Origin of the sequence: Rhabdothermincola salaria (genome assembly GCF_021246445.1) — a bacterium.
GTDB lineage: Bacteria > Actinomycetota > Acidimicrobiia > Acidimicrobiales > Acidimicrobilacustridaceae > Rhabdothermincola_A > Rhabdothermincola_A salaria.
Map to the genome: position 1 here is coordinate 1,901,708 of NZ_JAJQXW010000001.1, position 13,626 is coordinate 1,915,333.

General features: G+C 73.5%; 12 protein-coding genes. 8 read left to right on the forward strand and 4 right to left on the reverse strand.

The features are described from left to right. The first annotated feature begins 49 nt into the window (after window positions 1-49). Entirely contained in the window at window positions 50-616 is a 567-nt protein-coding gene (locus tag LUW87_RS08860; RefSeq protein ID WP_232670779.1) for a TetR/AcrR family transcriptional regulator, read from the forward strand. Window positions 617-838: 222 nt separating this feature from the next. Here LUW87_RS08860 and LUW87_RS08865 read toward each other — a convergent pair whose 3' ends face one another. Continuing rightward, window positions 839-1,327, reverse strand: a complete 489-nt coding sequence (locus LUW87_RS08865) for a mycothiol transferase (protein ID WP_232670780.1) — start codon at window positions 1,325-1,327, stop codon at window positions 839-841. A gap of 130 nt (window positions 1,328-1,457) precedes the next feature. Between LUW87_RS08865 and LUW87_RS08870 the strand changes: the two genes are divergently transcribed. Further along, window positions 1,458-2,219 (forward strand): nitroreductase/quinone reductase family protein, encoded by a 762-nt coding sequence (locus LUW87_RS08870; protein WP_232670781.1) that lies wholly within the window; start codon window positions 1,458-1,460, stop codon window positions 2,217-2,219. 360 nt (window positions 2,220-2,579) lie between these two features. On the opposite strand, the gene LUW87_RS08875 is transcribed toward LUW87_RS08870, so the two are convergent. Beyond that, window positions 2,580-3,404 carry a TIGR01458 family HAD-type hydrolase gene (locus LUW87_RS08875; protein ID WP_232670782.1) on the reverse strand — a complete coding sequence of 275 codons (825 nt, stop codon included), beginning with the start codon at window positions 3,402-3,404 and terminating at the stop codon, window positions 2,580-2,582. Window positions 3,405-3,467: 63 nt separating this feature from the next. Next, window positions 3,468-4,316 carry a VOC family protein gene (locus LUW87_RS08880; protein ID WP_232670783.1) on the reverse strand — a complete coding sequence of 283 codons (849 nt, stop codon included), beginning with the start codon at window positions 4,314-4,316 and terminating at the stop codon, window positions 3,468-3,470. Between the two features lie 95 nt (window positions 4,317-4,411). Between LUW87_RS08880 and LUW87_RS08885 the strand changes: the two genes are divergently transcribed. From LUW87_RS08885 to LUW87_RS08905, 5 genes are all read left to right on the forward strand, one after another. Beyond that, a complete protein-coding gene (locus LUW87_RS08885) occupies window positions 4,412-5,266 on the forward strand; it encodes an AraC family transcriptional regulator (RefSeq protein WP_232670784.1) in 855 nt (284 codons plus the stop codon). A 144-nt stretch (window positions 5,267-5,410) separates the two neighbouring features. Then, window positions 5,411-7,627: a molybdopterin oxidoreductase family protein gene (locus tag LUW87_RS08890; protein ID WP_232670785.1), complete on the forward strand. Its 2,217-nt coding sequence runs from the start codon at window positions 5,411-5,413 to the stop codon at window positions 7,625-7,627. Between the two features lie 197 nt (window positions 7,628-7,824). After that, entirely contained in the window at window positions 7,825-8,331 is a 507-nt protein-coding gene (locus tag LUW87_RS08895; RefSeq protein WP_232670786.1) for a hypothetical protein, read from the forward strand. Window positions 8,332-8,393: 62 nt separating this feature from the next. Next, window positions 8,394-9,107: a hypothetical protein gene (locus tag LUW87_RS08900; RefSeq protein WP_232670787.1), complete on the forward strand. Its 714-nt coding sequence runs from the start codon at window positions 8,394-8,396 to the stop codon at window positions 9,105-9,107. A 70-nt stretch (window positions 9,108-9,177) separates the two neighbouring features. After that, window positions 9,178-10,233: an alpha/beta hydrolase gene (locus tag LUW87_RS08905; RefSeq protein ID WP_232670788.1), complete on the forward strand. Its 1,056-nt coding sequence runs from the start codon at window positions 9,178-9,180 to the stop codon at window positions 10,231-10,233. A 327-nt stretch (window positions 10,234-10,560) separates the two neighbouring features. Here the strand turns inward: LUW87_RS08905 and LUW87_RS08910 are convergent, their stop codons facing one another. Next, complete coding sequence (locus LUW87_RS08910; RefSeq protein ID WP_232670897.1) at window positions 10,561-11,703, reverse strand: hotdog family protein; 1,143 nt, start codon at window positions 11,701-11,703, stop codon at window positions 10,561-10,563. A 360-nt stretch (window positions 11,704-12,063) separates the two neighbouring features. Here LUW87_RS08910 and LUW87_RS08915 point away from each other — a divergent pair, with 360 nt between their 5' ends. After that, window positions 12,064-13,590 carry a M20/M25/M40 family metallo-hydrolase gene (locus LUW87_RS08915; RefSeq protein WP_232670789.1) on the forward strand — a complete coding sequence of 509 codons (1,527 nt, stop codon included), beginning with the start codon at window positions 12,064-12,066 and terminating at the stop codon, window positions 13,588-13,590. The last annotated feature ends 36 nt before the right edge of the window (window positions 13,591-13,626 follow it).

Here is a 13,626-nt window from a genome sequence, read left to right on the forward strand (position 1 = left end):
CATTTGGTACACTTCCTGACAAGGGCCGACCGAGACGAGGAACCGCACCATGAGCACCGCACGCGCCGAGCTCCTCAGCCGGGTCATGGACCACGTGGCCGCCCACGGGCTCAGCGACGTCAGCCTGCGGGAGCTGGCTGGCTCCGTGGGCACCAGCCACCGCATGCTCCTCTACCACTTCTCCAGCCGCGAGGGCCTGGTGGCGGCCGTGGTCGAGTCGATGGAGGACCGCCAACGACAGGCCCTCGAGGCGCTGAGCACCGAGGCGGCCTCCCCTCGCCAGCTGATCGAAGCCCAGTGGGCCCAGCTGTCGGACCCGGCGACGCGACCCTTCGTACTGCTCTTCTTCGAGGTGCTGGCCCTGGCGCTGCACGATCGCCCCGGCACCGAGGGCTTCCTCGACCACCTCACCGAGCCGTGGCTCGACCTCGCCGAGCGGCTGGCCACCGACCTCGACGCCCGCACCGACCGCGACGAGCTGCGCCTGGGTGTCGCCGTCAGCCGCGGCCTGCTCCTCGAGGCCGTCGCCTCCGGCGACGTCGAGGCGGCCACCCGGTCGCTGCACCGCTTCCTCGACATGTGGGACGCCACCCGTCCCGACACCGACGAAGGCTGACCACCAGGCCCGAGCCCGGGCTCACCAGCCCAGCAGCCTTCGGCCCCATCAGCCTTCGACCCAACCCGAGCGACAGCCGGTCGGTCCGTCCCTCCCGACAGCCTGTCGAGCCCTCAGGCCGCCAAGGCCGAGGTCCGTCCCGCGCATCCTCTGGGAACAGACGAAGGCCCCGCGACGAGCCGGGCCTGCCTGGTGGACGCCGCCGGGTTCCCGGTCAGGGCATCAGCGGGTTCGGGCAGCGAGGACCTGCTCGCGCAGGATCTCGGCGTGGCCGACGTGCTGGGCCAGCTCCCGCAGCACCTGGAGCCGGAGGGCCCACACCGGGCGCTCTCCTCGCCCGGCGACCACGTCGTCGTCGCGCAGGCCGGCCAGGTTGGTGCGCGAGGTCTCCCAGCGCTGCCGGTACGCCGCCTGCACCGTGGCGATCGTGTCGCTCTCGGGCGGCGCGAACGACGCGTCGACGGTGTCCGGGATGCCGATCTCGGCGTAGGACCGCCCGGTGATCGCCTGGTCGAACCAGACGGCCTCGAAGAAGATGGCGTGCGACACGAGGCCGAGCAGCGTCGTCGCCGACGGCACGAGGTGACGCCGGGCCTCCTCCTCGGTCAGCCCGTCGACCACGTCGTGCATGGCCTGCCGGTAGGTGTCGATGAGCTCCTCGATGCGCCGGCGCTGATCGACGGTCCAGTCCTGGCTCTCGCCCTCGGTCATGGCCTCACTCTACGAACCAGGCAACTGCCGACGAGCGGGATGTCCCGGGCCCGGGGGATGGCCCGGTGCCGGGGCCGGCGACGGGCCTGTCGGTCGACGCCTGCGGGAAGCAGGCACCAGACTCGTGGACGTGGTCGGCCGCCCCCACCGGAACCGCTACGACCGGCTGGGCCGGTTGCGTCGTCTGACCACGCCCCTCGAGGTGGCCCAGATCCGCCGGTTCGGCACCAGCTTCCTGGCCGCCCTGTTCCGCACCGACGTCTTGGTGCTGCACACCGTCGGGCGCCGCAGCGGGCTCGAACGTCGTACGCCCCTGGCCTGCACCCCCGACCCCACGGTCGGCCTCGGCCCCGACCGCGTGACCGACGCTGACCCCGCAGTCGGCCTCGGCCTCCACCGCCAGACCGACCCCGATCCCGACCCCGCCAGCCCCCATCCCGACGACAACCACAACGGCGACGACAACGACAACGACAACGACAACGACCACGCCAGACGCCATCCCGGCGACGACCACGGCGACGGCGAGCACAAAGGCGACGGCGACGGCGAGCGCGAGAGCCAGAGCCAGAGCCAGAGCCAGAGCCAGAGCCAGAGCCAGAGCCAGAGCCAGAGCCAGAGCCAGAGCCAGGGTGGGCCACTGCTGGTCGTGGGGGGCGCCGGCGGCCAGGCCCGCGCGCCGGACTGGGTGGCCAACCTGCGAGCCGACCCCCGAGCGACGATCACCCACCGGCGGCGACGCCTCGACGTGGTGGCCGAGGAGCTCGCGGGCGAGGAACGGTCCGCCCTGTGGCCCCACCTGACCGACGTGTGGCCCCGCATCACCACCTACGAGCGCCGCGCCGGCCATGTGGTCCCGGTCTTCCGGCTCCGCCCGGTCGACACCACCTGACCCTCGACCGGACGAGGTTCGGGCCCACGACGAGCAGAGGGGCCCGGGCCCGGTCTCAGATCCAGAGCCGGTGCCGGTGCCGGTGCCGGTGCCGCAGCCGCACCCCGAGCCAGAGCCAGAGCCAGAGCCAGAGGGCACCACCGGGCGGCGACACCTCCCCACCTCCATGAGCCACCACGTGCGCACACCGCTCTGGGGCTGGAGGCACTCCACGCGCGACGCCGCGGCAGCCGAGGCCGGCCGAGATGGGTCCGGCGTCCGGTCGGGGACCGACCGCGTCTGCGGCGGGTGGCCGTGGGGGGGATCAGCCCGGCGCGCCGGCCGAGGGGCGAGCGACCCGTCGGGTGCGGCGTCCGAGGGTCACCTCGCGGGGCGGCCGCCGTCGAGGAGGACCGTCAGGTCGGCGATCGAGTCGATGACGGCGTCGGGACGGCCGCTCGCGCCGTCGAGCACGTCGGGGCGGAACTTCCCGGTGCGCACCAGCACGCCCCGCACCCCGGCGCCCTGGGCGCCGAGCACATCGGCGTCGATGTCGTCGCCCACCATCACCACCTCGCCGGCGTCGAGGTCCAGCTCGGCGAGGGCGGCATCGAAGAACGCCGGCGACGGCTTGCCCACCACCGTCGCCTCCACCCCGGCCGCCGCCTCCAGGCCGGCCACGTAGGCGCCGCTGTCGAGGGCGAGGCCCTCGGCCACCTTCCAGGTGAGGTTGCGGTGCATGGCCACCAGCGCGGCGCCGTTCGTGAGCAGCCGGAAGGCGTGGTCCACCGCCTCGTAGGTGAACTCCGGCCCGGCGCCGCCCAGCACCACCACGTCGGCCGCCTCGTCGCCGCCCACCACGGTGACGCCCTCGAGGTCCTCTCCCACGTCACCGCTGCTCAACACCCAGCACCGGGCGCCCGGGTGGTGGCCCCGCAGGTGGCCGGCCGTGGCGCTCGGCGCGTTGAGGACCTCGGCGTCGCGCACCTCGAACCCCGCGCCCACCAACGTCTCGGCCAGCAACGAGCGCGAGCGCGACGTGGTGTTGGTGAGCAGCCGGAACGGGACGCCCGCCTGCCGGAGCCGGGCCAGGGTGTCGATCGCCCCCGGGATCGGCTCCCACGACACGGTGAGCACACCGTCGATGTCGATCAACAGCCCACGCACCGGCCGTCCGTCGAGCGAGAGGTCGGTCGCCGATGCCATCCCCCCACACCTACGCCCGTTCCGACGGCTCCACAAGGCCACCACCCCCGACGCCCCGCCCGGTCAGCCCACCGGGCGATGGTGACCCCACGAGCTCGGCGCGGTGATCTCGGCGACGGTCCAGGTGGCCTCGTCGACCAGCACCCCGCCGTGACCGAACTCCACGTCGAAGCCCGACGGCGAGCGGCTGTAGAACGACACCATCTCGTCGTTGGTGTGGCGACCCAGGCCCATGGAGATGCCGCTCCCGGCATCGAGGTGTCGGTCCATGGTGCGGCCGACGTCGTCGAGCGTGCCCGCTTCCACCATGAAGTGGTACAGCGCCGGCTCCGCGGCCGGCACCAGCGCCAGGCTGTGGTGGCGCCGGTTGCAGCGCAGGAAGACCACGTCGTGGCCATCGGGCCGCCAGTAGTCGCTGACGCGGAAGCCCATCACCCCGACGTAGAAGGCCAAGGAGGCGTCGAGGGCCGGGGTCCCGAGCACGATGTGGCCCATCCCGAGGGCACCCGTCACGAAGCGGCTGACCCCGGTCGGCGACACCCATGGCTGGTGGTCGTGCATCGGCCCGTGGAACAGCTCGAGCGGGAATCCACTCGGATCGGTGGCCCGCACCATCCCCCGCACCCGGCGACGCTCACAGTCCTGGGCCGAGGCCTCCGTCATGGTGATTCCAGCCGCCCTGAGCTCGGCGGTGGCACGCTCCAGCGCCGCCGCGTCGGCCAGCTCCCAGCCAACGGCGGCCAGCCCGTCGGTGCCTTCGACGACCATCACCCGGAACGGGCGGTCGTCGAAGCGCAGCCCCAGCCAGCCGTCGCCGTCGACCACCATCGCCCCCAGGTTCTCGGCGTAGGACCGCCACGCGCCCAGGTCGGCGGTCGTGATCGTGATGTAGCCCAGACCTCGGATGTCCATGTCGTGCTCCCTCGTCGCGTCGTCGACACGAGCATGCGAGGGATCCGTCGCGCGGACAAGGTGAGAACCAGGGTCGATGATGGTAAGAATCGGACATGGTCGACGTGGTGGCGGTCCGGTACCACCCGCACGACGCGGACTATCGGCTCGCCATCGAGATCATCGACGCCGCCGAGCTCCGGGCGCGCGTGGCGTCGGACCCCCAGCGGGGGTTCGAACGGGTCGACTTCCAGTGCGTGCTGTTCGTCCGGTCGGGCAGCTACGACCACGTCGTCGACTTCGAGACCCACCGACTCGTCGGCGGCTCGGCCCTCGTGATCTCCCCCGGGCAGGTCCACCGCTTCGGTCCCCCCGGCCGGTGGGAGGGATGGATGCTGATCCTCGACACCCACCTGGTGCCCGAGGACGCCCGGTCGCTGCCCACCCACGTCCGCCTGGACGACGATGCCGCCCAGGCGACCACCGAGCTGTTCGCTCGCCTCGAGGCCGACACCCGGTCCGCGGCCCACCCGGCCGACCTGGTCCGGTTGCTCGAACGGCAGGTCGCGGTGCTCATGGCGCGTCTCGCCCTCGGTGGCACCGGCGCCGAGCCGGACCGCCAGGTCGATCCCCTGGTGTCGTCGCGCCATCGCGCGTACCGCGCCGCGGTGGAAGAGGGGTTCCGCCGTTGCCACCTCGTGGCGCCCTACGCCCGCGATCTCGGCTGCTCGACGCGCTCGCTCAACCGAGCCTGCCAGGCGGTGGCGGGTGTCTCGGCCAAACAGGTCGTGGTCGCTCGCCTCGTGTTGGAGGCCAAGCGAGTCCTGGCCCACACCGACGACACCGTCTCGACGATCAGCCGCTCCCTCGGCTTCGACGAGCCCACCAACTTCGTGAAGTTCTTCCGTCGTGAGACGGCGACCACGCCCACCGCCTTCCGCCACGCGGTCCGCGCCCACCGCGCCATCTAGTGCCCTGGCCGGACAGGACACCGACCGTCGAGACCGTCGGCACCCGGGCACCCGGGCACCCGGGCACCCAGGCACTTGCGTGCACCAGACTCGCGGGTGGCCGAGGCCGCGCCGGCGGCCACGCGAGCAGGGGGGGACGACGCGATGCTGCTGTCAGGGGATCCGAACGGCGAACGGGTGCACGGTCGGACCTGCCCGTTGTGCGAGGCGATGTGCGGGCTCACCGTCCCGGTGACCGCGGAGGGCACCATCGGCACCATCCGCGGCGACCGCGACGACCCGTGGTCCAAGGGGTTCATCTGCCCCAAGGGATCGGCCCTGGGCCGCCTGCACGAGGACCCCGACCGCGTGCGCACCCCGCTCATCCGTGACGGCGACAGTTTCCGCGAGGCCACCTGGGACGAGGCCTTCCGCCGCTGCGAGGAGCTCATCGGCGGCGTCCTCGAACGCCACGGCACCGAGGCCACCGCCAGCTACATCGGCAACCCGGTGGCCCACAACTTCTCCTACAGCCGCTACGGCAGCGCCCTCATCAACGCCACCGGCCGCTGGTACTCGCCGGGCACCATCGACACCTGGCCCCGCAACGTGGCGTCGCTGCACCTCTACGGCAACGCCTGGCTGATCCCGGTGCCCGACATCGAGCGCACCGACCTGTTCGTCGTCTTCGGGGCCAACCCCCAGGCGTCCAACGGCAGCCTGTTCTCCTGCCCCGACATCATGGGCGAGATCGAACGCATCCGGTCTCGCGGCGGGCGCACCATCGTGGTCGACCCCCGCCGCACCGGCACCGCGGCCAAGGCCGACCAGTGGATCCCCATCCGCCCCGGCGGCGACGCCGCCCTGCTGCTGGCGGTGCTGCACGTCCTCGTCGACGAGGACCGCGTCGATGCCGGCGCCGTCGCCCACCTCGTCGACGGACTCGACCGCGTCACCGAGATCGCCCGCCGCTACCCGCCCGAACGGGTCGAGGACCTCGCCGGGGTGCCCGCCGACGCGATCCGCGACCTGGCCCACCAGCTCGCCGATGCCCCCAGTGCGGCGATCTACGGCCGCATCGGACTGTGCAACCAGGAGTACGGCACCCTCGCTTCCTGGCTCATCGACGTCGTGGCCATCTGCTCCGGCCACTTCGACCGGGTGGGTGGCTCGATGTTCGCCGACCCCATCAACACCGTCATGTCGTCGCTGGCCCCGCCCGACACCGACGTGGTCGGCCGGTGGCACAGCCGGGTGCGCGGCGTGCCCGAGGTGCTCGACCAGATCCCGGTCGGCCTCATGGCCGAGGAGATCACCACCCCCGGCGACGGCCAGCTGAAGGCCCTGGTGATCCTGGCCGGCAACCCGGTGGTGTCGGCCCCGCAGTCCAACGACCTCGACGCCGCCCTCCCCCAGCTCGAGTGCCTCATCAGCATCGACAACTACGTCAACGAGACCAGCCGCCACGCCGATGTCATCCTCCCGGGCACCACCGCCCTCGAGACCCCGTTCTTCGACGCCATGTACCAGGCGTGGTCGGTGCGCAAGATCGGCCGCTGGTCCGACCGGGTGCTCCCCCACCCCGACGGGTGGCCCGAGGACTGGGAGACCCTCCTCACCCTGCAGGGCCTGCTGTCGGGCCAGCGCCTCGACGACGTCGACGTGCAGGCCACCGACGACGTCATGTTCGACCTGCTGTGCGCGGCCAAGGGCATCGACCCCGAGGTGGCCCGGCCCCTCTCGCCGCCCCGGGGACCCGAGCGCCTCACCGACTGGTCGATCCGCACCGGCTCGGTGGGCGACCGCTACGGCGAGGCCCCCGACGGCTGGACCCTCGAGAAGCTGAAGGCCCACCCCCACGGCGTGGACCTCGGCCCCATGGTCCCCCGGGCCGCCGGCGCCGTGCGCCACCCCGACGGGCGCATCCGTCTCGCCCCCGACTACATCGTCGCCGACCTCGACCGCCTCGACGCCGCCCTCGACGCCGAGCGCCCCGACCTCGTGCTCGTCAGCCGCCGCCACCTGCGCTCCAACAACTCGTGGATGCACAACATCACGGTCCTGGTGAAGGGCAAGGACCGCTGCACACTGCTCGTCCACCCCGACGACGCCGGGCGCCTCGGCCTCACCGACGGCGAGGCCGCCCAGGTGACGTCGTCGGTCGGTTCACTCGAAGTGCCCGTGGAGGTGAGCGACGAGATGATGCCCGGCGTGGTGTGCCTCCCCCACGGCTGGGGCCACGACAAGGCCGGCACCCGCCTGTCGATCGCCCGTGAGCACGCCGGGGTGAACAGCAACGAGCTGCTGCCCGCCGACTTCTGCGACCCACTCTCCAACAACGTCGCCGTCAACGGCGTCCCCGTCGAGGTCGCCCCCGCCTGATCCCGGCCGGGCCCGTCGCAGGGCAGCCCCCCCCGGGGCGGCGCCGGACGAGCCCGAGACGCGGCCGGACGAGCCCGGGGGCACCGATGCCGCTGGCTGCGCCCTCGGCCGGAGGCGGCGAAGTATCGTCGACCGTGGCGGCGGGTGAGAGGGGCAGCGCCCCACCCCACCGCACCTGGACCCGTGCGGGAGGCGACGTGAGCGACCCAGGACGACCCGACGGGTGGTGGCTGGCCTCCGACGGTCGCTGGTACCCGCCACCCGAGCCTCGACGCCCCGAGGGCTCCGTCGGACAGACCGGCGCCACGAGTCAGGCCCACCACGGCCAACCGCGCTACCAGAGCGGGCAGCAGGGCCCACCCGGCTACGGAGGCCCGGCCGCCTACGAAAGCCCGGCCGCCCATGGCACCCAGCCGGCCGGGCAGACCTCCGGGAAGGCCACCGCGGTCATGGTGCTGGGGATCTCCAGCATCGTGCTCATGTGCGCCTACGGCATCGGGATCATCCCGGCGATCGTCGCGCTCGTCCTCGCCCGCGGGGCGCGCCGGGAGATCGCGGCCTCGGGCGGGTGGCTCGGGGGTGCGGACCAGATCCGCACCGGCACCATCTGCGCGTGGATCAGCGTGGCGCTCACCGGCCTCGCCGTGCTGGCCGTGCTGTTCACCCTCCTGATCCTGATCCTCGCCGCGCTCCCTCCGGGCTGATCGTCCTGGGCCGGGCGGCTCATTCCGGACCGGGCGACTCAAGGGGCCACCACGGCACGCCGATGCCCCTCGGGTTCATCGAGGCGACCCCGCAATGGGTCCAGGAGGCGTTCGTGGTGGGAACCGAGGCAGCGGCGGCGACGGAACCGAGGACCCCGGTCTGGTCCCGTCGAGGAGGGTGGACGAACCGGCGGGTCGCCACCCTCGCCGCCGCCGGCCTGCTGTCCGCCGGCTCGCTGGGGCTCGCCGCCTGCGGCAGCGACGACGACGCCGGCGCCGAGGGCACCACCACGACCACGGAGGCCACCGGCAACGGGGCAGGAGCCTCCTCGGGGGCGCAGCCGGCCGAGGTCGACCAGACGGTGGCGGCGGTGCTGAGCTCCGTCGAGACCAACCTCAACCAGGCCGGTCCCGACGGCCAGGTGGTGTACGGCTGGAACCACCTCGTGGGCGACGGCACCGGTTCGGGCACCATCACCGACGGTGACGTGGTCGTCGACATGCTGGGCAACGTCGACTACGTCGACGGCAGCGGCGAGTTCTTCGGGTTCATCACCTTCGACTTCGGCGACGCCGGCACCCTGGCGGTGCGCATGGACGGCTCGGCCCAGGCCGCCACCGACACCAGCGACGCCGCCCTGTCGGCCGACCTCGAGATCCTCGGCGGCACCGGCGACCTCGTCGACGCCTCCGGCACCGGCCGCTTCGAGGGCGGCCGCCCCGAGCGCCTCGGCGGGGCGGTCGAGGGCACCTACTCGTTCGACCTCGCCGACTGACCATCCCGATCGCCATCCCGATCGCCACCCCGGTGCCCGCCCCGGCCGGCCCGACGCCTACGGTCCGGGCATGCACGCGTCGCCTCCCGAGATCGGTTCCACCAGGGCGATGCTGGCCGAGATGGTCCCGGACGCCTCGCCCGCCCAGCGCACGGCGCTGGCCGCGACGATCGGGGCGCTCAAGGCCAGTGCCAAGGTGTCGCCGGTCCCCATCGCCTTCGCCGTCCGCAAGCTCTTCGAACAGACCGGGGCCGAGACGACTGCCACGCTGCGCCGCCACGCGCCGATCGACGTGGTCGTGTGGCCCGACGAGCCCTACGGCGAGCGTCCCGAGGAGGTGGCCGACATCTTCGTGCCCGCCCGCTCGGCCGGCCCCGGCGTCCAACTGCCCACGGTGGTGTGGGTGCACGGCGGCGGGTTCGTGGGTGGCAGCAAGGAGCAGCTGGCCGGCTGGTTCCGGATCCTCGCCGACGCCGGCTTCTGCGTCGTGGCCCCCCGATACTCCCTCGCCCCCCGGGCCCACCACCCCACCCCGGTGCGCCAGGTGGTGGCCGTGCTCGACCACCTGCGACGCGACCCCGTCCGCCTCCACGTCGACCCCACCCGCCTGGTCATCGCCGGCGACTCGGCGGGCGCCCACATCGCCGCTCAGGCCGCCCTCGTCGTCACGGACCCTCGCTTCGCCCGCCGGCTCGGCGTCCGCACCACCATCGACCCCGCCCATCTCCGCGCCACCGTGCTGTGCTGCGGGATCTACGACGTGGCCGCCATGGACGACCCCACGTCGCCGTTCGGGCCGTTCTTCGACGCCGTGATGTGGGCCTACGCCGGCACCCGCCGCTGGCGCCTCGACCAGGCCTTCACGCTCGGCACGTCCCTGCCGGGCCACGTGACGGCTGCCTTCCCTCCCGCGTTCGTCACCGTGGGCAACGCCGACCCCCTCGCCCCCCAGAGCGACGAGCTCGTCGGGGCGCTCGAGGCCGCAGGCGTGGTCCACGACGCCTTGCGCTTCCCCGGCGACCACCAGCCGGCGCTGGAGCACGAGTACCAGTTCGATCTCGATCTCGACGACGCCCGACTCGCCCTCGACCGGATGGTCGCCTTCGTCCGCGCCCACACCGGCTGACAACGAGCCGCCGCCGGCCGGCCACGCCAGCTGGGGTCGGCGCCCACGGTGGGCTGGACGGGACCGATCCGGCACCCGCCGCTGGCGCCAGGACCGCACCTTCACGCTCGGCACCTCCCTCCCCGGCCGCGTGACCGCCGCCTTCCCGCCCACGTTCGTGACCGTCGGCAACGCCGACCCACACCCCGGGCGACCGGGTTCGGTCCCGGACCATCCGGGATCTCGGGTCCCCTCGGCCCCGCCGTGGCGCGGTGCGCCATCGGACATCCCGGTGACCATGCCAGGCCGGCCGGTCACTCCAGGAGGTCGCGGCGCGGTCGCTACGGCTCAGCCCGGTGGGCGCTGGAGTACCACCGAGGCCAGCGACAGCAGCTGGCCATCGTTGCCGGCATCGACGCACCGCAGCGTGACCACGCGGTGGTCGGCCGCGTCGCGCGACACGGTGGCCGACGTGCGGGCCGGGCCGGTGCGGACCTGCGACAGGTAGTGGATCTGCACGTCGGTGGCCACCAGCCCCGGGCACATCGCTTCGGCGGCGGCCTGGAACACGGCGCCCAGCACGCCACCGTTGATGGTGCCGAAGCTGTTGCGCACGTAGTCGTGGTGGGCGATCTCCACCACGCCCCGGCTGGCATCGACGACCTCGACGCCGATGCGCTCGAGCAGGGTGCCCACCACCGGCTCGGGCGGTTCCATGGAGCGGTGCTGGCCCACCAGCGCGGCGGGATCGAAGCTGCCGGCCGACGCCGAGGCCGACCGGGGGATGCGGGCGAAGGTCAACAGCCCCGTGGCCACGCGGGTCGGGACACCGTCCCCGGCACCGGTTTCGCCGACGCCCCCGACGTCGTGGCCACCCCCGTGTCCGCCGGTACCACCGCTATCGCTTTCACCTGCGCCCCTGCCTCGCCCGGCATCGCCACCACGCCCGGTATCGCCGCCATCGCCGACGTCGTGGCCACCCGAATCGCCGACGCCGTCGGACCGGGGTGCGGGCCCCTGCTCGACGGCCGCGTCGATCGCTCGGCGCAGGACCTCGAGGTCGTCGGTGCCGTGCCCGTCGTAGAGGTCGACGCCCACGACCACCGTGTTGCGCCCCGCTCGCACCAGGCGGGCGTCGACGACGACCGGCCCCTCGGTGAGCCACCCGGTGGCGTGCAGCGACATGTCCTGGGTGGCGGTCCAGTCCGGCGACCCGGCGATGAGCGCCACCGGGGCGCCGGCGATGTCGACCAGGGCGGCGAGCTGACCCAACGCCACCGACCCACCGGTGCTGCGCACCCCTTCGGTGAGCGGCGAGCACATCAACAACCGCTCGGCGTCCACCTGCCAGGTGGCGGTGTCGAGGTCACGCAGGAAGTGCCGCTCGGGCGGATAGGCGGCGGGCGTCGGCGCCCCCTGCGGCGCGGCGGGCGACGTGGACGCCGCCCCGGTCGACTCGGCCGGGCTCTGCTGGTTCGTGGTGTCCCCCATCCCCGCATCGTCCCACGGCCGGTGCCACCGGCCCCTCGGACACTCCTGGCCGACCCGGCCGGCACGGACAGCGAGATGGCGACGCACGGCCAGGTGGCACGGACGGCGAGGTGGGACGGCAACGAGGTGGGACGGCAACGAGGTGGGCCGGCGGCGGGACAGCACGGGCGGCGCGTGGCAACCGCGGCGCGGAGGCATGGACAACAGGGGCACGGGGCGACCTGTCCGGTCCCACCCCGAGCCTCGGGTCCCGGGGCACCCCGACCAGGCCCGGGCGGGAGCCTGCGGACGTGCCGAGGAGCGGGATCCCCCCCCTGTCCCGCAGCCAGGGGCGAGGCACCCCAGAAGTAGGGTGCCGGAATGTCAGGCCCTCGTCGCCACCGCTCGCTGTCCGCCCTCGCCATCGCCGCCGTGGTCGCCGCGCTGGCGCCGGGGGCGCTCGCCGGGACCGGACCGCAGGCCGAGGCGCAGGCCTCACCCCCGTACGCCGTGAGCGCGGCCGACATCACCGGCCACCTCGAGGCCTTCCAGGCGATCGCCGATGCCAACGACGGCACCCGGGCCTTCGACACGCCCGGCTACCAGGCGTCGGTCGACTACGTGGTGCAGCGCCTCGAAGCGGCCGGCTTCGAGGCCGAGATCCACGAGTTCGTCGTCCCCGACGCCCCCATCCGCGCCGCCGCGCCCGTCGTCGAGCGCACCGCCCCCACCGCTCGCACCTACGTCGAGGGCACCGACTACGAGATGCCCTTCCCCAACTCACCGATCGCCGTCGAGGGCGACCTCCACGTGGTCGAGGACGGTTGCGACGCCGACCAATGGGAGGCGGTGCCGGCCGGCACCGTCGTGCTCGTGGCCACCAGCCCCGACTGCCCCGTGCTCGACGAGGTCGGCGACGCCGGACGGGTCGACGCCGTCGGGGTGCTGGTCGCACCGGGCGACGGCGCCGGGGCACCCCCGGACGACCTCGACCTCGACGGCCTGCCCTTCTACATCCAGCTCGCCACCATGTCCGTGTCGGGTGACGTCGCCACCGAGCTGGCCCTGCTGGCCGAGACCGACACCGTGCGCATGGCGCTCGACCCGGGCATCGACCTCGGCCCGGTCACGTCGTACAACGTGCTCGCCGACTGGCCCGGAACCACCGACGAGGTGGTGATCGTGGGTGGCCACCTCGACTCGGTGCCCGACGGACCCGGCATCAACGACAACGGTTCGGGTGCCGCCGGCGTGCTGGCCCTCGCCGAACGGTTCGCGGCCACGAACCCGGCGACCGATCGGACCGTCCGCTTCGCCTTCTGGGGGGCCGAAGAGACCCCGCCCGCCCTGCTCGGGTCCACCGCCTACGTGGCCTCGCGCACCCCGGCCGAGCTCACGGCGATCGTCGCCTACCTCAACGTCGACATGATCGGCTCGCCCAACTGGATGCGAGGCGTCACCGACCCGGCCGCGTTCCCCGACGCCGCACACGCCCCGGGGTCCCAGGCCATCACCGATGCGTTCGTCGAGCACTTCGCCGCCGACGGCAAGCCCGTCTGGCCTTTCACGTGGAACGGCAACTCCGACGACTACCCCTTCGCCCTGGCCGGCATCCCCACCGGCGGCCTCACCACCGGTGCCGGTGGCAACCCGACCCAGCTCAAGACCCCCGAGCAGGCCGCCCTCTTCGGCGGCACCGCCGGCGAGTACTTCGACGCCTGCTACCACGATGCCTGCGACGACCTGACCAACGTCGACGCCGACATCGCCGCGGAGATGACCGGCGCGCTCGGTGCCGTGGCGTTGGAGCTGGCCGACGCCGGCCGACCGACCGGTCCCGTCGAGCCCGGCGACGGTGCCGGCGGACGCACCCCCGCCCCGGTCCTGGTGCCCGCCTTCACCGGCTGACGGTGCCGTGCGTGGGGCTCGGCCGCGCCCTGGCCG